This window comes from Streptomyces sp. NBC_01334 (genome assembly GCF_035983595.1).
Lineage (GTDB): Bacteria > Actinomycetota > Actinomycetes > Streptomycetales > Streptomycetaceae > Streptomyces > Streptomyces coriariae.
The window spans coordinates 652,820-671,695 of record NZ_CP130718.1; the positions used below are offsets into that span (position 1 = coordinate 652,820).

At 72.0% G+C, this 18,876-nt stretch carries 17 protein-coding genes; 8 read left to right on the forward strand and 9 right to left on the reverse strand.

The window, feature by feature from the left end:
* The first annotated feature begins 49 nt into the window (after positions 1-49).
* Positions 50-664 carry a TetR/AcrR family transcriptional regulator gene (locus OG736_RS02975; protein WP_327180995.1) on the forward strand — a complete coding sequence of 205 codons (615 nt, stop codon included), beginning with the start codon at positions 50-52 and terminating at the stop codon, positions 662-664.
* A 190-nt stretch (positions 665-854) separates the two neighbouring features.
* A complete protein-coding gene (locus OG736_RS02980) occupies positions 855-1,772 on the forward strand; it encodes an SGNH/GDSL hydrolase family protein (RefSeq protein WP_327180996.1) in 918 nt (305 codons plus the stop codon).
* A 103-nt stretch (positions 1,773-1,875) separates the two neighbouring features.
* Here the strand turns inward: OG736_RS02980 and OG736_RS02985 are convergent, their stop codons facing one another.
* The gene (locus OG736_RS02985; protein ID WP_327180997.1) at positions 1,876-2,193 is read right to left on the reverse strand and encodes a hypothetical protein; all 318 of its coding nucleotides are present in this window, start codon (positions 2,191-2,193) and stop codon (positions 1,876-1,878) included.
* Between the two features lie 239 nt (positions 2,194-2,432).
* On the opposite strand from OG736_RS02985, the gene OG736_RS02990 reads away from it, so the two are divergent.
* Positions 2,433-4,553, forward strand: a complete 2,121-nt coding sequence (locus tag OG736_RS02990) for an FUSC family protein (RefSeq protein WP_327180998.1) — start codon at positions 2,433-2,435, stop codon at positions 4,551-4,553.
* Here OG736_RS02990 and OG736_RS02995 read toward each other — a convergent pair.
* Positions 4,550-5,872: a cytochrome P450 gene (locus tag OG736_RS02995; protein ID WP_327180999.1), complete on the reverse strand. Its 1,323-nt coding sequence runs from the start codon at positions 5,870-5,872 to the stop codon at positions 4,550-4,552. The genes OG736_RS02990 and OG736_RS02995 overlap by 4 nt on opposite strands.
* A gap of 199 nt (positions 5,873-6,071) precedes the next feature.
* On the opposite strand from OG736_RS02995, the gene OG736_RS03000 reads away from it, so the two are divergent.
* The 3 genes from OG736_RS03000 (at position 6,072) to OG736_RS03010 (ending at position 7,915) form a co-directional block, all read left to right on the forward strand.
* The gene (locus tag OG736_RS03000) at positions 6,072-6,503 is read left to right on the forward strand and encodes a DUF6153 family protein (protein WP_327181000.1); all 432 of its coding nucleotides are present in this window, start codon (positions 6,072-6,074) and stop codon (positions 6,501-6,503) included.
* 86 nt (positions 6,504-6,589) lie between these two features.
* Positions 6,590-7,240 (forward strand): DUF305 domain-containing protein, encoded by a 651-nt coding sequence (locus OG736_RS03005; RefSeq protein WP_327181001.1) that lies wholly within the window; start codon positions 6,590-6,592, stop codon positions 7,238-7,240.
* A gap of 135 nt (positions 7,241-7,375) precedes the next feature.
* A complete protein-coding gene (locus tag OG736_RS03010) occupies positions 7,376-7,915 on the forward strand; it encodes a GNAT family N-acetyltransferase (RefSeq protein WP_327181002.1) in 540 nt (179 codons plus the stop codon).
* 4 nt (positions 7,916-7,919) lie between these two features.
* Here the strand turns inward: OG736_RS03010 and OG736_RS03015 are convergent, their stop codons facing one another.
* Both OG736_RS03015 and OG736_RS03020 read right to left on the reverse strand, forming a co-directional pair.
* A complete protein-coding gene (locus OG736_RS03015; protein ID WP_327181003.1) occupies positions 7,920-8,714 on the reverse strand; it encodes a class I SAM-dependent methyltransferase in 795 nt (264 codons plus the stop codon).
* A gap of 264 nt (positions 8,715-8,978) precedes the next feature.
* Positions 8,979-9,677: an SDR family NAD(P)-dependent oxidoreductase gene (locus OG736_RS03020; RefSeq protein WP_327181004.1), complete on the reverse strand. Its 699-nt coding sequence runs from the start codon at positions 9,675-9,677 to the stop codon at positions 8,979-8,981.
* A gap of 106 nt (positions 9,678-9,783) precedes the next feature.
* Between OG736_RS03020 and OG736_RS03025 the strand changes: the two genes are divergently transcribed.
* A complete protein-coding gene (locus OG736_RS03025) occupies positions 9,784-10,665 on the forward strand; it encodes a helix-turn-helix transcriptional regulator (protein WP_327181005.1) in 882 nt (293 codons plus the stop codon).
* 145 nt (positions 10,666-10,810) lie between these two features.
* On the opposite strand, the gene gap is transcribed toward OG736_RS03025, so the two are convergent.
* From gap to OG736_RS03040, 3 genes are all read right to left on the reverse strand, one after another.
* Positions 10,811-11,809, reverse strand: coding sequence for a type I glyceraldehyde-3-phosphate dehydrogenase (gene gap / locus OG736_RS03030; RefSeq protein WP_327181006.1), 999 nt, complete (start codon positions 11,807-11,809; stop codon positions 10,811-10,813).
* Between the two features lie 178 nt (positions 11,810-11,987).
* A complete protein-coding gene (locus tag OG736_RS03035) occupies positions 11,988-12,947 on the reverse strand; it encodes a GlxA family transcriptional regulator (RefSeq protein ID WP_327181007.1) in 960 nt (319 codons plus the stop codon).
* 112 nt (positions 12,948-13,059) lie between these two features.
* Positions 13,060-13,452: a DUF7144 family membrane protein gene (locus OG736_RS03040; protein ID WP_327181008.1), complete on the reverse strand. Its 393-nt coding sequence runs from the start codon at positions 13,450-13,452 to the stop codon at positions 13,060-13,062.
* A gap of 219 nt (positions 13,453-13,671) precedes the next feature.
* On the opposite strand from OG736_RS03040, the gene OG736_RS03045 reads away from it, so the two are divergent.
* Complete coding sequence (locus OG736_RS03045; RefSeq protein ID WP_327181009.1) at positions 13,672-15,495, forward strand: glycoside hydrolase family 15 protein; 1,824 nt, start codon at positions 13,672-13,674, stop codon at positions 15,493-15,495.
* A 101-nt stretch (positions 15,496-15,596) separates the two neighbouring features.
* Here the strand turns inward: OG736_RS03045 and OG736_RS03050 are convergent, their stop codons facing one another.
* Together OG736_RS03050 and OG736_RS03055 are read right to left on the reverse strand one after the other, a co-directional pair.
* Positions 15,597-16,913, reverse strand: a complete 1,317-nt coding sequence (locus OG736_RS03050; RefSeq protein WP_327181010.1) for a DUF2254 domain-containing protein — start codon at positions 16,911-16,913, stop codon at positions 15,597-15,599.
* Entirely contained in the window at positions 16,910-18,667 is a 1,758-nt protein-coding gene (locus tag OG736_RS03055) for a cation:proton antiporter (RefSeq protein ID WP_327181011.1), read from the reverse strand. The genes OG736_RS03050 and OG736_RS03055 overlap by 4 nt, the downstream gene beginning before the upstream one ends.
* Between the last annotated feature and the right edge of the window lie 209 nt (positions 18,668-18,876).

Below are 18,876 nucleotides of genomic sequence, written 5' to 3' on the forward strand. Positions count from 1 at the left end.
CCATATGCCAGGCTGTGGGCCTGTCGGACGATGCCTGGAGGTCGGCGCAATGCAGGAACGGTCGGAACCCGAAGCCGCCCCCAGACCACGGCGCGGTCGGGGCCGGCGGCCTGCCGCCGAGGTGCGGGCGGACGTCCTCGACGCGGCCGGCGCCCTGCTCCTCGACAGGGGCATGGGCACGTTCACCATCGAGGCGGTCGCCGAGCGCGCCGGGGTCAGCAAGACGACGATCTACAAATGGTGGCCGTCCAAGGGCGCGCTCGCCCTTGACGGCTACTTCCACGCCGTGGAGTCCGTGCTGGCCTTCCCGGAGAGCGACGACGTCGAGGCCGACCTCACGGCGCAGCTCCGCGCGTTCGTGCGGATACTCACCGAGACGCCCGCCGGGCGGGTGATCGCCGAGCTCATCGGCCAGGCACAGACCGATCCCGAGCTGTCCGCCGCCCTGCTGGAACGTTACTCGGGCCCGCGGCGGGAACTGGCGGTCCGGCGGATGCGGCGGGCGCAGGCAGAGGGTCAGCTGCGCCCCGACATCGATCCCGAGGTTCTCGTCGACCAGCTCTGGGGTGCCTGCTACCACCGCCTGCTGATGCCCAGCCTGCCCGTCACCGAGGAGTTCACGACGAGCCTGATCGCCAACCTGCTGCGCGGCGTCCGCGCCTGACGAGGGACGAAAGACACGGACGCGACTCTCCGCCCCGGACGCGGTCCCCCCGCTTCTTTCCGGCAACGCGTTCACTCCTGGCTCTGGCCCCGGCGACCTACCGGACGGTATACAAGCCCAGTCGAACGGTACGCCGACCGTACGGGACGGCGTCGTCGACGGGGCGTGGGCTTCAAGGGGGAGGAACTCGATGCAGCGCGACGTTCGCACGGGAGGACCGGCCGGTCACCGCCGAAAGGGCGTCACCTTCCTGGCCGCACTGGGCAGTTGTGCGCTGGTCGCCGCTTCCGCGGCACCGGCCGCGGCGCACGGCGGAGGCGGGGGCGGCGGCAACCGGTACGTGGCGCTCGGCGACTCCTACACCTCCGGCCCCCTCATCCCCCGGCAGGTGGACGCCAACTGCGCCCGCTCCGACCACAACTACCCGTCGATCGTGGCCGCGCGGCTTCGAAACGCCACGTTCAAGGACGTCAGTTGCGGCGGGGCGACCACCGAGCAGATGTGGAAGGCGCAGGGCACCAACGGCCCCCAACTCGACGCGGTGGGCCGGAACAGCGACCTCGTGACCGTCCAGATCGGCGGCAACGACATGGGCTTCGGCTCCATCATCGGCACCTGCGCCCAGCTGTCCGCGCAGGACCCGACCGGCAACCCGTGCCAGCGCCACTACGGCGCCTCGGGCGTCGACCAGCTCACCGTGGCGATAGCCAAGACCGGTCCCAAGGTCGCCCGGGTGCTCCAGGCCGTGCGCGACCGGGCCCCCCACGCCCGGATCCTCGTCGTCGGGTACCCGGACCTGCTGCCCGACGACGGCAGCGGCTGTGCGCCCTCGGTGCCGTTCGCCACCCAGGACTTCCCCTACCTGCGGGACACCGGAAAGCGGCTCAACCTGATGCTCCGTCTGGTGGCGCGCTGGAACCACGCCGAGTACGTCGACACCTACGGCCCGACCATCGGCCACGACATGTGCAAGCCCCCGGCGGAGCGGTGGATCGAGCCGTTGCAGCCCACGTCCCCCGCGGCCCCCGCGCACCCCAACGCCAAGGGTGAGGCAGCCATGGCGGGGGCCGTGTGGCAGCGCCTGACGCACGGCCGGGGCGGTCACTGACCGACGGACGGTCGACGGCGGACGGCGGATGTCCGGCGCCGTCCGGCTTCGCGTCGGTCCGCTCGGCCGGGGCCCCACCGCGGCCCCTGTCCGCGCGGTCGGCTCACACGTCGGAGTCGATGCCGGTGACCACCGCCGGTCCGAGCGGCGCGCTGGTGCCGTCGAGCCCCGCGGCGTGCAGGGCGGAATCCGCGAGCCTGCGGGCGTCCTCCTCCGCGTGCGGACCGCTGTCCGCTTCGACGGCCAGCCGGATCGTGAACGTGTCGTCCTCGTTCACGGTGAGCGGGTCGAGGTCCTGCGCGTTTCCCATCCGCGTGTGGTGCGGATCGGCCGGGCGCAGGGCCCGACTCAGCCGCGCTCGCGTCTCGTCCTCGACCCCGGCGGTGAAGGTGCCGGGCACAGTGATCACGTACGTCGTCATGGTGTTTCTGTTCCTTTCCTCGGGTCCTCGAGTCCTCAGGTCCTCGGGTTCCCTCCCGCATACCCCGGAGCGGGGCGATCGATCTCCGCTCTCCTCGGGTAGGTCCCGCCGGCCCGCCCCTGTCCCCTCGGGACGGGCCCAGCACGGCCCGGCCCCCGCGCCCGACTGCGTGACCACCCGACCCGCGCGACACTGAAAGCCGCGGATGATCCTCGGGTGGCGCGCGGAGAGGAGCGCTGATGCCCAAGCGGCCGTCGCTCGCCGAATCCGTCCGGGCCGGCCGGCGAGCGACGCGTGTCACGGTCGCCGCGGCGGCCGGGTTCTATCCGGCCGCGTATCTCCTCGACGAGCCGGTGACCGCGGTCTACGCCCTGTTCACGCCGATCGCGTTCGGCGTCCTCTCGCCGGTGCCGGGATCCGGTCGCCGACGTGCCGTGACCGTGCTGCGCGCCTTGCCGCCCGCCGCTGTCCTCACCGCCGCCGGCACGGCCCTCGCCGTGCAGACCTGGTCGGCCGTGGCGGGCATGCTGCTCGTCGGGTTCGTGCTGATGTTCGGCTCGATGTGCGGCCCGCGCCTGGCCGGCACCGTCCCCGGGCTTCAGCTGTTCTACATCCTCGCCTGTTTCCCGCCCTTCGCCCCGGAGACGCTGCCCCAGCGGTTGACCGGGGTCGCCATCGGCGGGGTGTCCCTCGTCCTGTGCGAGGTGGCGGTGCTCCCCGATCCGCCGGATCCGTCGTACGGCGACCGGATCGCCGACACCCTGGACCTCGCGGCCCGCGCCACCCGCTCCCTGATCCATACCGAAGGCCCGGAGCCCGGTCTGGCCGGACGGCTGCGGGCCGCCGGCCGGGGCCTGCGCTTCTCTCAGCAGCCTGCCGGTTCCCGCCCGACCGGAGCGGGACGGACGGACCGTGCGCTCGCCCAGGCGGGATCCGCGGCTCGGCGCCTTGTCGACCAGCTGGCAGCCCTCACCGAGATGCACTCCACTCCCTCGGACACGGCCTCGCAGAACCTCCTGCACGGCACCGCGGCGGCCTGCGCCGAGACGGCCGGCGCGCTGCGCCGGTCCCGTCCCGCGGTGGGGCCCGAGCTGATCGAGGAGATGATCGCCCAGTTCCTGGCCGCACGCGACGGCGACCCCGGCGGGCGCGTCCCCCGCCCGCACCAGGTGCTGTTGCGGCAGTCGACGGTGCTGACGATCGCGGTCTCCGCCGTGACCGTGCGCACGGCCGTAGCCCTGGCGCTCGACGGCCGTCAGCCGGTGTACGGCCTGCCCCGGGAGCAGTTCTGGTACGCGCGGATGCCGACGGTCCGCCTGTTCACCATCCGCCTCACCGGCAATCTGACGCGGCGTTCCGTCGTCTTCCAGAACGCGCTGCGCAGCGCGTTCGGTCTCGCACTCGCCCGCCTGGTGGCGGGCTCGCTCGACCTGTCGCACGGCTTCTGGGTGCTGCTGACCGTGCTGACCCTGGGCCGGACCACGGCGGGCGCCACCTGGTCCGCCGTCCGCGCGGCCGTCGTGGGCACGCTGGCCGGCGCGCTCGCCGCCGGTCTGCTCCTCATCGGGGCGGGCCGGGCCACCGACGTGTACGCGTACCTGCTCGTACCGATGATGCTGATCGCCTTCGCAGTGGGGCCCCTGGAGGGTCCGGCCTGGGCGCAGGGACTGTTCACCCTGGTCGTCTCCACGGCGTTCGCACAGATCGCACCCGTGACGTGGCGGCTCGCGGAGATGCGTGTCGTGGACGTGCTGACCGGGAGCGCGGTCGGTCTGCTGTGCTGTGTGCTCGCCTGGCCGTTCGGGGCCCGCGCCGAGACGCGGCGCAGCATGGCGGCGCTGCTCCGGTCCGCAGCACCCGTGGTGCGGACCACCACCGCCGCCGTGGCCGGCGACGGCCCGGCGGGTCGCGACGACGCCGCCCACCCGGCCGTCCGGCTGACGTTGCACCGGCTTCGCATCGCGGAGGGCTCTTACGCGCAGTACCGCACCGAGCCCGCCTCCCCTGCCCACGAGCCCGAAACCGACTACCTGGCCGCCCTCAACTTCGGCTCCCGTGTCCTGGTCGGCGCCTACTGGCTGCCCCGGACGGACCCTTCGCTCGAGCTGCCGCCCGCGGCCCTGCACTGGGTCCGGCACGTCGGCGAGGAGGCGGAGACAGCCATCGTCCGGGCGGCCGAATTCCCCCCGGGCGGCATCCACGTCCGGCTGACCCCGCCGCCCTTCCTGCCCTCCGAGGTCCCGCCACGGGTCCAGTCCCTCCTGGTCGACATCGAGGTATGGCTCGACGCGCTCGCGGCGGACCTCCGAACGAGCACCACCACCGGCGCCGGCCCACCGGTCGTGACCCGGGCGTCCTAACCCACCAAGGTCGCGACGGTGGGCCCGTCGGGACGGACGGTGATGCCGTACGCCGCCTTGGTGGGGGTGGAGGAGAAGGCCAAGGTATGGGCCGGCAGCAGGTGTTCGAGCAGGACGGTCGCCTCGCGGAGCGCGAACTGCACACCGAGGCAGGCACGGGGACCGATACCGAAGGGGAAGTAGGCCCCCAGGTGCGCGGGCCGCCCGCCCGGGGTGACGAACCGCCCCGGGGCGAAGTGCTCCGGGTCCGGCCACAGTTCGGGATCGCGGTGCGTGAGGTACGGGCAGACGAGGAGGTCGGTGCCCGCCTCGACGGTGTAGCCGGCGAGCATGTCGTCCTCGGCTGCGTGGCGGGGCATGATCCACGCGGACGGGTACAGCCGGAGTGTCTCGTGGATCAGGGCCTGGATGGCCTGACGGCGCTCCGGCGATCCTTCGCCGCCGGCACCGAGCGCCTGTTCGCGGGCCGCGGGGTACCGGTCGAGGAGCAGATACAGCCAGGTCAGAGTGGTCGCGGTGGTCTCGTGTCCGGCCGCGAGCAGCGTGACCAACTCGTCACGGATCAACTGGTCGGTGTATTCGGGGTGTTCGGCTCCGGCGTCGGTCAGGACATGCAGCAGGCCCGGACCCTCCGGGCCGGGCGCCCCGTTTCGGGCGGCCTCGATGGCGTGCCCGGCGACCGCGTCGATCCGGGCGAGATCGGCGGCGACGGCGTCCCGGGCCGCGGAGGCGTCCGCGGGCAGCGTCGGAAGGACGGTCGCCACGGCTGCCACGGCGTCCAGTTCGCGCTCGGTCCCGTCATCGAGGGGGTGCCCGGTGAGAGAGCGCCAGATGGCGTCCAGGGCGAAGCGGCGCATCTCCCGCCCCACATCGAGGCTCTGCCCGGTACGGGCGTACCCGGCCCAGCGCTCGGCGGTGGTCCGGGCCGCCTCGGTGATCCGCTGTTCGTAGCGGCGCATGCCGGTGCCGGTGAACTGGGCCTGCAACAGGCGGCGTTGGCGCTTCCACGCCGTACCGGTGGCGGCGAGGACCCCGTCGCCGATCAGCAGACGGGCGCGGTGGGAGCGCTTGACGTACCGCTCCGGGTACCGGGCCAGAACGTGCTGGACCGCCGACGGGTCGGTGACGAGCACGGTGGGGGACGGCCCGAGCCGGAACGCGGCGACGCCGCCGCCCCGCTCACGCACCTGGGCCAGCAACTCGACCAGCTCGCCTCGCTCCGAGCGCCACCGCTGCACGAGTCCGGGCTCGACTTCGGGCACCGGCCGCCCCGTTCCGGAAACGAGCGGGAGTGAGCCGTGACCGGCTTCGGATTCCATGATTCTTCTCCTGGTCAACCGCCGTACCGGGCTGCGACGGAGCACTTGTGCTGAACGGACTGTACGGGATCGGACACCATCGGTGACAGCGCGCCGGACCCGCCCCGCGACTGCGGCGCGTGGCTCCGCGCTGTGCCCGGCGCACCGCAATGCCAGGACGGCGCCGAGGTGTTGGACAGGCTCGCCTAGGATGATCCCGATGAGGAGTCGCGAGCAGCAGTACCCGGCGCGACCGCCCGTGCGGCGGTGGCGGCCGCTGCTCGTGCTCGGACTGCTCGCCGGGCTGCTGGCCATGCACGCCCTGTCCCCCGGCGGCACCGCCCACGAACACGCCGTGTCCCGGCACATGACGGCCGTCTCGGTCAGCGCTGTCTCGGTCAGCGCTGTCTCGGTCAGCGCTCATGACGACTGCGCGGGGGACGGCGGGGACTGCGGTGGCGGACACCTCCATCACGCCGACCCGACCTGCCTGGCTGCCGCGGTGAGCGGTGCGCCGGCTCTGCCCGCGCTCGTTCCCGGCCCGGTGACCGTCCCCGTACGCGCCGACGCGGTCTGCTCGTACGCGGCCGGGGCCCCGGACAGCGCACGCGCGCCACCCTCCCTGGCGGAACTCCAACTCCTGCGGATCTAGACACCGCGCGGCTCCGCGTCACCACCACGGCGACGCGGTGCGCCTCGACAGGTCCAGATCCCCTTTCGCACAGCAGGAGTTTCAGCATGCGCAACACCCGTACCCTGACCCGCCGCGCCGCTCTCACGGCCGCCACTGTCACCGCCGCGCTCGTCCTCGCCGCATGCGGCGAGGACAGCGGCAGCGGACACACGGGCGGTCACGGCTCCGCGTCGTCGTCGAAGAGCGCCACCGCCGCGGCCGGAACGCACAACGCCCAGGACGTGTCCTTCGCGCAGGGCATGACTCTCCACCACCGGCAGGCCCTCGAGATGGCGGAGCTCGCCGCCGACCGGGCCTCGTCCGCCGGGGTCAAGAGCCTCGCCTCGCGCATCGAGAAGGCGCAGGGCCCGGAGATCAGGACCATCGGCGGTTGGCTGACGTCCTGGGGCGAGGACGTCCCGGCGTCGTCCGGCAGCACGACGGAATCCATGCCCGGCATGAACCACTCGGCCGGGTCCGGGCTGCCCGGCATGATGGACGGCTCGGACATGGACGAACTGGACAAGGCGTCCGGCACGGACTTCGACACCATGTTCCTCACCATGATGATCGACCACCACGAGGGCGCCGTGGCCATGGCCACCACCGAGAAGAGCAAGGGCGCGTACGGCCCCGCCACGTCCCTGGCCGACGCCGTCATCACCGCGCAGACGGCCGAGATCGCCGAGATGAACAAGCTCCTCGGCAAGAGCTGACGAACGGAGGGCGGGGGCCGGATGACACACCGGCCCCCGCTGCCCCCGTCGCCCGAGTTGCGGGTCGAGGTCGCAGGCCGGCTCGGCCGAGCACCCACCTGGCAGGCCCGTGGACGGAGAGATCATCATGTGAGGATGCCTCAGAATCAACCATCCTCCGCGGCTCCGACCGCAGTACGGCTCCTTCGGTACACCAGGGCGGAGCAGGACGAGATCCTCGGCGGTGGCGACGACCCCTTCGGTGTCGCCGCGACCGGTCTGAGCTGGCTGCCCAAAGAAGATCACTTCGGTGTCAGACACGGCGACCGACTGGTGGCACACACCGGCCTGCTACGGCTGTCCGTCGCGGTCGGCGGCACCGAGACGGGGGTCGTTGGGGTGGGTGGAGTGGCCGTCGCACCCGACGTGCGGGGCCAGGGGCTGGCTCGGCTGGTGATCGCGGCGGCACTCGAGCACGCTCGCACGATGGGTCCTTCGCACGCGCTCCTGTTCTGCCGGCCTCCGCTCGTGCCGCTGTACCAGCGCCTCGGGTGGCATCCGCTCGACGAGGACGTACTCGTCGAGCAACCCGAAGCCCGCCTGGTGACCATGCCATTGCGCACGATGGTGACGCCCCTGCGGGACAACGCGCGCTGGCCTTCGGGGCCGGTACGCCTGTTCTCCCTCCCGATGTGACGCCCTACGGACGTCGGCCCTGGACCGCCCAGGCGCGGGCGGTGAGCGCGATCGATGCGTCCGGCCGCACGGGCACGGTCGCGCGCAGCACATCACGCAACCGGTCCCGAGCCGTTGGAGCGAGGGCAGCGACGTAGTCGGGGGCGGGGCCCTGACCACCGAGGAACGGCTCCCACAGATCCGTGAAGTCGGCGAAGACGGTGAGCACCTCGACCGGGGCGACCTTCACCTCGTCAAGTCCCGCCTCCCTCCACAGCGTTCTCAGTCGTCCCGGCCGGCACAGCGGGAACCTGCGTCCCTCGTCCAGCGCGGCGGCGGAGGGGTCCACCGAGATCGCGGCATCCCAGAAGCGCCGCAGAAACGTCATTCCCTCGGCGTAGTCCCACACATACGCGGCGACCAGGCCGCCCGGCCGAACCACCCGGACGGCCTCGGCCACCGCCGCGCCCTGCGTGGGAAGGAAGTTGAGCGCCAGTCCGCTGACGACTACGTCGCACGTCCGGTCCCGCACCGGCAGCGACAGCGCGTCACCGCGCACGCAGCAAGCCGGTGCCGGAAGGGTGTCACGGGCCGAGGCCACGAACCCCGCCGACCTGTCCATCGCGACCACGGCCGAGGGCCGGCACCGCGCGGCCACAACCGCCGTCAGAGCTCCCGTCCCGCACCCCACGTCCAGCCAGCGCAGACCGTCCCCGCAGCCGAGCCACGCCACGAACCCCTCGGCGACCGGACGGCTCCACCGGCCCATGTACCGCTCGTAGGCATCCCCGACCGCCCACATGTCACGCCGCTCCCACATGCCACCACGATCCCCCACCAGGTCCGCGCCGACCACGGACCCGCAGGCACCGCGCGGTCGGGCGACCGGGTCGGAGATGGTGCATCCGAGGCGGAGCCGTCCACCCGGTGCCGGTTTCACCGGGCCGTACCGCTTCTTCGAGGCCACACGCCCGGTTCCGCAGCTCTTCAGGGCGGCCTCCACCGCGACGGCCGGCCTGTGCAGCCTGGCGGGCTGCACACCGCGGGTGGCTCAGCGCGCCGTAGCCCTGACAGCCCCGCTGCCTCAGGAATGGTCGATCGGGCCGGTGCGGTCGATGAAGCGTCCCGAGCCGGCGCCGGGCCCCTCGGTCGCGAGGCGGACGATCGCGTCGGTGCCCTCGGTGACGGACTGCGGGCCGCTGTGGCCGTTGAGATCGGTGGCGGTGTAGCCGGGATCGGCGGCGTTGACGCGGATGTCCTTCAGCCCCTTGGCGTACTGGGTGGTCAACATGGTGAGGGCCGCCTTCGAAGCGGCGTAGAGAGGGGCGACGGCGGAGGACTCGGCCCGCGACGGGTCGTGTGTGAGGGCCAGCGACCCCATGCCGCTGCTGACGTTGACGACGACCGGGTCGGACGACCGGCGCAGCAGCGGGAGGAAGGCGGTGGTCGTCCGGACCACGCCGAAGACGTTGACATCGAAGACGCCCAGCGCGTCCGCGCCGGTCAGTTCGCCGGGATCGCCGTGCGGACCGTGCACACCGGCGTTGTTGATCAGGACGTCGAGTACGCCTTCGTGGGCGGCGACATCGGCCGCCGCGGCGGCGACGGAGGCGTCGTCGGTGACGTCGATACGGACGCATCGCGCGCCCAGTGCGGCCGCGGCCGCGGCGCCCCGCTCCGGGTCCCGGGCTCCGAGGATCACGGTGTGACCGAGTTCGATGAGGCGGCGGGCGGTCTCGTGGCCGAGGCCCTTGTTTGCTCCGGTGATGAACGTGGTGGTCATGCGTCGATCGTGCCCACCTCGGCGGGCGCCGGCCAGGGACGCTTCGACCGTAGGAACGGCAGTACCACGATCACCGCGACCACGGTCGGGGAGGGAGTGGGGCAGGATGGACGCCATGGCGACGAGAGCGGGAGCTGGACTGGGCGCGACGATCCGCGCCTGGCGGGAGCGGCTGTCCCCGTCGACCGTGGGGCTGCCGTCGGCCCGGACCCGCCGCGCGGTCGGGCTGCGTCGCGAGGAACTCGCGGAACGCGCCGGTGTGTCGGTCGACTACGTGGTGCGCCTGGAGCAGGGGCGGGCCACGGCCCCTTCGGCCCAGGTCGTCGCCTCGCTCGCACGCGCCCTGCGACTGACCGTCCCCGAGCGGGACCACCTGTACCGCATGGCCGGGCTGGTCCCCCCGCGCGACGACGTGATCCCCGATGACCTCCCGCCGGGCGTGCACCGCGTGCTGAACCGGCTCGGAGACGTCGCGGTCGCCGTGTTCGCGGCGGACTGGCGGATGATCTGGTGGAACCGCGGGTGGGCGGCGCTGCTCGGCGATCCGTCGACCACGCCGCCGGAACTGCGCAACTTCGCCCGTGAGCGGTTCCCGGTCGGTTCCGACGCCGTGCGCATCGCCTCCTGGCCGGTGGTCGTGCGGAACAGCGCCGACTCGGACCTCGCCATCGTGTCCGACCTGCGCCGCGCCACCGGTCGCTTCCCCGACGACGCGGGCCTGGCCGAGTTGATCCGTGCCCTCACCGTCGGCAATCCGACGTTCGCCCGGCTGTGGGCGAGCGGCGCGGTGGGGGCGCACCGCGAGGACCGCAAGACGATCGAGCATCCCGAGGTGGGTCCCGTCGAAGTGGACTGCGACGTCCTGACCGACGGCGAGTCGGACCTCAAGATCGTGATCTTGAGCGCGCTGCCCGGCAGTGCGCACGCGATAAGGCTGCGGCTCGCGTTGGCTGCCGACCTCGACAGCGCACCCACGCGCAGCCGCTGACCACCCTCGGACGTGCTCAGGTGAAATGGGGCAGGTCGGGCGGGTCCGGCTGCCGCCGGTCGCGCCGGGAAGCCGTCCGGTGACATGCCTCCGGCCGTCCGCGGAGCGATCCGCGAACGGCCGGAGGGATCAGGAGAGCCTGCCGTCAGCGCGCGGCGAGGAGTTCGAGGGTGTCGATCACACGGTGGGAGAAGCCCCACTCGTTGTCGTACCAGGCGACCACCTTGACGTGGCGGCCTTCGACACGGGTGAGGGCCGAGTCGAAGATCGACGAGGCCGGGTTGCCGACGATGTCGGACGACACGAGCGCGTCCTCCGAGTACTCGAGGACACCGGCGAGCGGGCCCTCGGCCGCGGTGCGGTACGCCGCCAGCACGTCCTCACGCGTCACGTCGCGGGCGACGGTCGTGTTGAGCTCGACGATCGAACCCACCGGGATCGGCACCCGGATCGAGTCCCCCGACAGCTTGCCGTCGAGGTTCGGCAGCACGAGGCCGATCGCCTTGGCGGCGCCCGTCGTGGTGGGCACGATGTTGACGCCGGCGGCACGGGCGCGGCGCGGGTCGCGGTGCGGACCGTCCTGGAGGTTCTGCTCCTGCGTGTAGGCGTGCACCGTCGTCATGAAGCCGTGCTCGATGCCGGCGAGGTCGTCGAGTACGGCGGCCAGCGGGGCGAGCGCATTGGTCGTGCACGAGGCGTTCGAGACGATCGTGTGCAGCTCGGGGTCGTAGGCGTCGGTGTTGACGCCGTACGCGAGCGTGACGTCGGCGCCGTCCGAGGGTGCGCTGACCAGGACCTTCTTCGCACCCGCGTCGAGGTGGGCGCGGGCGTCCTTGGCCGAGGTGAACCGGCCGGTCGCCTCCAGCACGATGTCGACGCCGAGCTCGGCCCAGGGCAGACGCGCCGGCTCACGCTCGGCGAGCACCTTGATGCGACGGCCGTCGACGACAAGGACGTCGCCGTCGACGTCGACCGGGCGACCGAGGCGGCCGGCCGTCGAGTCGAAGGCGAGCAGTCGCGCGAGCGTGGCGGGTTCCGTGAGGTCGTTGACGGCGACGATCTCGAGGTCGCTGTCGCGCTGGAGAAGCGCGCGCAGCACGTTGCGTCCGATGCGGCCGAATCCGTTGACGGCGATGCGAGTCATGAGTGGTGTCCCTTCGGTTCGCCTCCAGCCTCGCGTGTGGCGCCCATCGGTGACCTGGGCGTGAGCGCCATGGTTCGAAAGGATCTCGCCACCGGCGTCCCCGGCCTTTCCGGTCGTGCCCCGCCTGTCCGGTCGTGCCCCGCCTGTCCGGTCGTGCCCCGCATGTCCGGCGGCCCGGCTACTCGCCCTTCGCGAAGGTGCGTCGGTACTCGCTCGGTGTGGTGCCGAGGATCTGCTGGAAGTGCGTCCGGAGGTTCGCCCCCGTACCGAGTCCGACGTCGCCGGCGATCTGCTCGACGCCGCGTTCGGAGCGTTCGAGCAGCTCACGGGCCATGTCGATACGGGCGCGCATGACCCACTGCATGGGCGTGTAACCGGTGTCCTCGACGAAGCGCCGCGAGAAGGTGCGTTCCGAGACGGCGGCGTGCCGGGCCATCGTCTCGAGGGTGAGGGGCTCGTCCAGTCGGTGCAGCGCCCACTCGCGGGTGGCGGCGAACCGCTCCCCCAGCGGCTCCGGCACGCTGCGCGGCACGTACTGTGCCTGACCTCCGCTGCGGTAGGGCGCGGCGACCAGGCGCCGCGCCGCGTGGTTCGAGGCGGCCACCCCGAGGTCGCGGCGCAGGATGTGCAGGCACAGGTCGATCCCGGAGGCGGCGCCGGCCGACGTCAGCACGCTGCCCTCGTCGACGAACAGGACGTTCTCGTCGACCTGGACGAGCGGATGCTTCGCCGCCAGCGCCCGGGTGTAGTGCCAGTGGGTCGTGGCGCGCCTGCCGTCGAGCAGGCCCGTGGCGGCGAGCGCGAAGGCCCCCGTCGAGATGGCGGCCAGCCGGGCGCCCCGGGCGTGGGCGGCCAGCAGCGCGCGCAGGACGGCCCGAGGCGGGTCGTCGAGGTCCGGAAACCGGTAGCCGGGAAGAAAGACGACGTCGGCCCATTCGAGCGCGTCCAGGCCGTGGGCCACGTGATACGACAGCCCGTCCCCGCCGGTCACCAGCCCGGGGGCCGCGCCGCACACCCGCACCTCGTACGGCATGCTCGCGCGGGTCGCGAACACCTGTGCGGGAATGCCGACGTCGAGCGGCTTGGCCCCCTCGAGCACAAGGACGGCGACACGTTGCAGGCGGGAGGAGGACGACACCCGGAACAGGGTACGGGGGTACGGGCCGCGGAACCGGCGGCACCGCCCGCGCCCACCGGCGCCGGGTGGTCGGGCGGATCCCCGATGCGGCGGCGTCCCGCGGTGCGCCGCGCTATACGTGCGCCCCGGGCACGTGCCGCGGCTCGGCGACCAGCCCGTAGATGACCAGCGCGGACACGACCATGGTGGCCAGCGACCAGAACGGGTAGACCGGCAGGAAGATCATCTGCCCGACCAGGCAGAACACCGCCAGACAGAGGCCCGTCAGCCGTGCCGCCCTGGAGCCCACGAGCACGCCGATACCCGCCAGGGCCATCACGATGCCGATGACGACCCAGATCCAGCCCCAGGCCGTGTAGTTGAAGATGAGCAGCCGGTTGCCCTCGGAGTAGACCTTCGAGTAGTAGCCGTGATTGAAGATCGCCACGAATCCGTTGAGCAGGTTGAAGAGAGCGCTGACCAGCAGCAGGATCCCGGCGAAGGCCACCCAGTGCGAGCGCTCCATCGGGGGTATGGCGTCGTCTGAGAGAGAGGCTTGTCGCTGCATGGGATCCATGAGACGCAGCACCACGGCAGGTCGCAATCGGTGGTGGCCCGTTGGGGTCGCGCGGCCGACGGTGCCCTCGGGCGCCCGGCTCGTGGGCCCCGGCGGGGGCTCCGACAGGCGCCCCCGCATGGCCTGCCGGATAGTGGACGGCGACGGCACCCTTGGGATTGGACGCTCATGGACCGCTATCCCCCCATCGCCGACCACGGTCTGGTCGGCGACCTGCAGACCGCCGCACTGGTGTCCTCCCAGGGCGTGGTGAACTGGTTCTGCTCGCCGAGGTTCGACTCGCCCAGTGTCTTCGCCTCACTGCTCGACCACGACCGTGGCGGGTACTTCCGGCTGGCGCCCGAGCATGCCGACATGACGTGCAAGCAGCTCTACTACCCGGACACCGGCGTGCTGGTCACGAGGTTCATGTCACCGGAGGGCGTCGGCGAGGTCATCGACTGGATGCCGGCGATCACGAGCCGTGTCCCCACCGACCGCCACTGCCTCATGCGGGTGATTCGCGTGGTGCGCGGCACCGTGCGGTTCGTGCTGGAGTGCAGGCCGCGCTTCGACTACGGCCGGGCCGGGCACGAGCTCGATCTGCGGCCCCAGGAGGCGGTGTTCCGGGGCCCCGGGATCGCCGGTCATCTGCAGGCCAGCTTCCCGCTCACGCGGGACGGGCAGGACGTGCGGGGTGCGGTCACGCTCGGCAGCGGCGAGTCGGCCGTCGCCGCGTTCACCACGTGCGCGGTCGACGGTGAGGCACCGCCGCCGCCCACGGTCGAGGGCGTGACGTCCGCTTTGTGGCGCGAGGTGGACTTCTGGCAGAAGTGGCTGCGCACCTCCCACTACCGGGGCCGTTGGGGCGAGATGGTGAACCGCTCCGCCATCACGATCAAACTCCTCACCTACCACCCGACCGGTGCGCCGGTCGCCGCCGCCACCATGGGCCTGCCGGAACAGGTCGGCGGTGAGCGCAACTGGGACTACCGGTACTCGTGGGTGAGGGACGGATCGCTCTCGGTACGGGCCCTGCTCGACCTCGGGTTCACCGAGGAGGCCTCGGCGTTCACCAAGTGGCTGGGCGACCGGATGCACGACCGGGCGGAACTGCCCGGCGAACGCCTCCAGATCATGTACCGGGTCGACGGGGACCCGCACCTGACCGAGGAGACCCTCGATCACTGGGAGGGCTACCGGGGATCGAGGCCGGTCCGGGCCGGCAACGCGGCCGCCGACCAGTTGCAGCTCGACATCTACGGCGAGTCCCTCTACGCCATGGCCGAGGGCATGGACATCGGCGTGGAGCTGGGCTACCACGGCTGGAAGGGGCTGGCCCGGACGCTGGACTGGCTGTGCGACAACTGGGACCGTCCCGACGAGGGCGTCTGGGAGACCCGCGGAGGCCGTAACGACTTCACGTTCAGCCGGGTGATGTGCTGGGTCGCCTTCGACCGAGGCATGCGCATGGCGACCGAGCTGAGCCGCCCCGCCGACATCCCGCGCTGGCGCAACGCCCGCGACAGCATCCTCGACCAGGTGATGGACAGGGGCTGGAGCCATGCCGAGCAGGCCCTGGTGCAGCACTACGGCGGGGACGTCCTCGACGCCTCCCTCCTGCTGATCCCGCGCGTGGGATTCCTCGCCGCGAAGAGCCCCGGCTGGCTCTCCACCCTGGACGCGATGGAGCGCAAGCTGGTCTCGGACAGCCTCGTGTACCGGTACGACCCGGCCGCGTCCCCGGACGGCCTGCGCGGCTCGGAGGGCACCTTCAGCCTCTGCACCTACCTCTACGTCGACGCCATGGCCCGGGCCGGGCGCGTACGGCCGGCGCGCTACACCTTCGAGAAGATGCACACCTACGCCAACCATGTCGGCCTGTTCGCCGAGGAGATCGGCCCGAGTGGCGAGCAACTCGGCAACTTCCCGCAGGCGTTCACCCACCTGTCCCTCATCATGGCGGCATCGACCCTGGACGAGGCCATCGACCGGCAGCGCCAGCTCGGCTGAGCCGGAGTCGGCGAGTTCGCTCCCGCGGACTTCGAGCCCCACGGGCCGTGGTGACCGCGCCCGCCCGCCGGGAGGGGACGACGCCCGGCCGGGGTGAGGTCCTACGGGCCGGGCTCGTCGGGCGGTGCAGCACCGGGGGCAGCGTCCCGGGTGCGCCGTCCCCCGATGCCCTGGGAGTCGGCCGTCCGTGCCTCGGCGCGGCGGAGGTCGTCTCCGAACTCCCTTTCGACGGCGTCGTCGAGGAGGCGGAGTTCGGCGTGCAGCGCGGGCCCGCACTCGTCCGGCATGTTCGCGAGGAGACCTTCGAGCAGGGCCCGGAGCCGTCGGCAGACCTGGACGGAGGTCGCGCCGTAGTCGCGGATCTCGGTGATCGCGAGCTCCAGATAGTCCTCCCAGGGCCGGCCGGACAGCACGAGGCGCAGCCGGCCACGGTCGTCGGCGAGCTCGTAGTGGCCGCGGGGTCCGGCGCGGCCGACGGTGTGCAGGAACGCCTCGATGTGGTTCAGCACCTGGACGGCGGTGGTGGGGTCGTTGACGGCGGGTGAGAGGGCGCGGATGGCGATGTCGACCAGGATGCGCAGGGCGAAGGCCGGGTCCTGCTCGATCGTCCGCTCCGCCCCGAGGGCGAGCAGGTCTGTCACCCGTTGCGGGTCGGGCGGGGACGCGGCGCCGTGGACCTCGACGACGGTGCCGCCGGGCGGCACGAAGTCGCCGACGGAGGCCGCCAGCACGAACACGCAGTCGTGCCGGGCCGCGAGCGAGACCATGCCGGGTGCGTTCAACGCCTGGACGACACCGCCGCGTTCCGACCGGATACGGGTCACCGAGCCGGTCGTCGGCGGCGCCTTGCCGGGTGCGGCGGTGCTCCGCAGGTGTGCCGCCGCGTGATGGATGACCTGTTCGCCCGAGCGTCCCACGATGTCCGCGATCGCCACCGGCCGCAGGTTGTGGGTGAAGCGGTTGAGGTAGATCAGCAGGAGCAGGAGGCTTGCGGAGACGGCGATACCGGCCATGGACACGCCGAGGTTGGGCACGGAGTCCGTCTCGATGCTCCGCAGCAGCGTGTACGCGAACGCGAAAGTGCCGGTGAACGTGCCCAGCACTGCCTTCTGCAACCGGTCGCGGTACCAGAGCCGCATGTACCTCGGTGAGAGGGTGCCGGTGGCCTGCTGGATGACGAGGACGCCGATGGTGACGACGAACCCGAGCAGCGCGATCATCGATCCGACCACGGAGCTGAGGACACTGGTCGCGGTCGACGCGGAGTAGTCCCAGGTCGTCGGCAGCCAGGACGCCCCGTCCACGGAGGCTGCCGCCTCGGCCAGGGCGACGCCGAGCACGAGCCCGAACAGCGGGACGATCCAGAGACTGGCCTTGACGTACTGCCGAAGTCGGAAGCGGGCGGCCCAGGAGGTCATACGGAACCCATCAGAACGGCGGTGTCGCCCGGCAGCGGGGTGACGGTCTGGGTCCCGGTGACCGGGGCCAGCCGGCCGTCGGCGCGGACGACGAACAGGATGTCGTGGTCCGGGGGGACCGGCGTGGATCCGGGCTGCACATGGAAGCGGGCACCCCGCTCGTAGCGGGCCGCGAGGCGCTGCCGGACGAGTGCGCGGCCGAAGAGGATGTCGCCGCCGGTGTAGGGGGCGACCACCCCGTGGCTGTCCCGCGGCGGCCCCACCCGGTAGACGGGCCCCTGCACGTTGTCCTTGATGACGACCGAGGCGAGGGCGTTGAAATCGTCGTCGTCGGTGAGCAGGAACACCGCCGTCACGCCCTCGAGGCGGGCTCGGGGGTTGGTCGCGGTCGCCAGCATCTCGCCATGGGCGAGTTCGATCCCGGCCGAGGTGATCCGCTCGCGTTCCTCGTCGAGTCCGGCCCACATCAGCACGTCGAGTCCCGCGGTCTTCAGGGCCTGTCCCAGGCCGATCACCCACGGGGCCCCGCCGACCAGAAGAGGGCGCGTCCGCGCCGACCGGACGACCCCCAGTTTCCGGGCCACGGGCGAGGCGGTCAGGGCGTAGAGCAGAACCGTCCCCACGATCACGAGGAAGGTGATCGGAAGGATCTTGGACGCGCCGGGCAGCCCCTTCTCCACCAGGGTGGCGGAGAAGGCGGACGCGGTCGAGGCGGCGACGATGCCGCGCGGTGCCATCCACCCGATGAAGCCCCATTCGCCCACGGTGAGATCGGACCCCCGGGCCGCCGCGTACGCGACGAGCGGCCGGATCAGGAGGACGAGCACGGCGATCAGGATCAGGGAGGGGACGAGCACGGGCACCACGGACGCGGGGGTGACGGCGGAGGAGATGGAGATGAACAGCAGACCGATGATCATCTGGACGAGTGTTTCGAGGAACGGTCTGCGGGCCGGCATGTCCATCCCCGGCAGGTTGGTGATGGCGAGTCCGGTGACGATGGCGGCGATGAGGCCGGTGTCGTCGCGGACGATGTCGCAGAGCGCGGAGACGAGGATGACCGTCGCCAGCTGGGCGAGGGTGCCGAGCGTCTCGCCGAGCCTCAGCTTGTGCAGCGCCAGCCACAGGACGACGGTGGCCACCGCACCGCCCGCGAGGCCCACGCCCATGCTGAGGAGGAACTGCCCGATCTGGTAGCCCCGGCCGATGTCGATCTGATGACTGGTCGCTACCGCGTGGAACACGATGGCGCCGAGAATGCCGCCGATCGGGTCGGTCAGCGTTCCTTCCCAGATCAGGATGCGCCGCAGCCTGTCCGTCGGTCTGACGTATTCGAGCAGGGGGCCGACGACGGTGGGGCCGGACACCACGAGGATCACGCCGATCATCGCCGCCACCCGCAGTGGGATGCCGAACAGGGCCGGTCCGATGCCCGCGACGGCGAAGAAGGTGACCAGGATGCCGATGATCAGCAGGCGCACGACGGTGCCGCGGGTACGGCCGGTGAGGTTGCGCAGGTTCAGCCCGAGGCCGGCGTCGTAGAGGATCACGGCGACGGACAGCGAGACCAGCGCGGGGAAGTCCGGGCCGACGAGCTGCCCGGGGTGGATGACGTCGGTCACGGCCCCCGCCGCGAAGCCGACCGGCAGCAGGACGATCAGCGCGGGGACACGCAGCTTGTTCGCCAGGATCTGCGAGCCCGTGGCGAGGGCGACGGTCAGGGCGATACCCAGGAGGATGTCCTCGCCGGTCATAGCGGTTGTCCTCCTCTTGACGCTCAGACCGGTGGGATTCAACCGCGTCCGCACGTCCCGCACCCGCCCATCCCGGCCGGACACGGATCCCACCACCCCATCGGCCCCACAGAGACCCCACCGCGGTCCCACCACCCAGGCCCCGCCCAGGCCCTGAGCGGACTGCTCGTCGGCCGGAGGCGGGACGAAAACAGGGCTCACATTGGCCT

Coding starts and splice junctions, on each gene's coding strand:
- OG736_RS03010 (WP_327181002.1), top strand. CDS start 7,376: ATGCCTCAGAATCAACCATCCTCCGCGGCTCCGACCGCAGTACGGCTC.
- OG736_RS03000 (WP_327181000.1), top strand. CDS start 6,072: ATGAGGAGTCGCGAGCAGCAGTACCCGGCGCGACCGCCCGTGCGGCGG.
- OG736_RS03050 (WP_327181010.1), bottom strand. CDS start 16,913: ATGACCTCCTGGGCCGCCCGCTTCCGACTTCGGCAGTACGTCAAGGCC.
- OG736_RS02975 (WP_327180995.1), top strand. CDS start 50: ATGCAGGAACGGTCGGAACCCGAAGCCGCCCCCAGACCACGGCGCGGT.
- OG736_RS02985 (WP_327180997.1), bottom strand. CDS start 2,193: ATGACGACGTACGTGATCACTGTGCCCGGCACCTTCACCGCCGGGGTC.
- OG736_RS02990 (WP_327180998.1), top strand. CDS start 2,433: ATGCCCAAGCGGCCGTCGCTCGCCGAATCCGTCCGGGCCGGCCGGCGA.
- OG736_RS02980 (WP_327180996.1), top strand. CDS start 855: ATGCAGCGCGACGTTCGCACGGGAGGACCGGCCGGTCACCGCCGAAAG.
- OG736_RS03055 (WP_327181011.1), bottom strand. CDS start 18,667: ATGACCGGCGAGGACATCCTCCTGGGTATCGCCCTGACCGTCGCCCTC.
- OG736_RS03045 (WP_327181009.1), top strand. CDS start 13,672: ATGGACCGCTATCCCCCCATCGCCGACCACGGTCTGGTCGGCGACCTG.
- gap (WP_327181006.1), bottom strand. CDS start 11,809: ATGACTCGCATCGCCGTCAACGGATTCGGCCGCATCGGACGCAACGTG.
- OG736_RS03040 (WP_327181008.1), bottom strand. CDS start 13,452: ATGGAGCGCTCGCACTGGGTGGCCTTCGCCGGGATCCTGCTGCTGGTC.
- OG736_RS03020 (WP_327181004.1), bottom strand. CDS start 9,677: ATGACCACCACGTTCATCACCGGAGCAAACAAGGGCCTCGGCCACGAG.
- OG736_RS03025 (WP_327181005.1), top strand. CDS start 9,784: ATGGACGCCATGGCGACGAGAGCGGGAGCTGGACTGGGCGCGACGATC.
- OG736_RS03015 (WP_327181003.1), bottom strand. CDS start 8,714: ATGTGGGAGCGGCGTGACATGTGGGCGGTCGGGGATGCCTACGAGCGG.
- OG736_RS03005 (WP_327181001.1), top strand. CDS start 6,590: ATGCGCAACACCCGTACCCTGACCCGCCGCGCCGCTCTCACGGCCGCC.
- OG736_RS02995 (WP_327180999.1), bottom strand. CDS start 5,872: ATGGAATCCGAAGCCGGTCACGGCTCACTCCCGCTCGTTTCCGGAACG.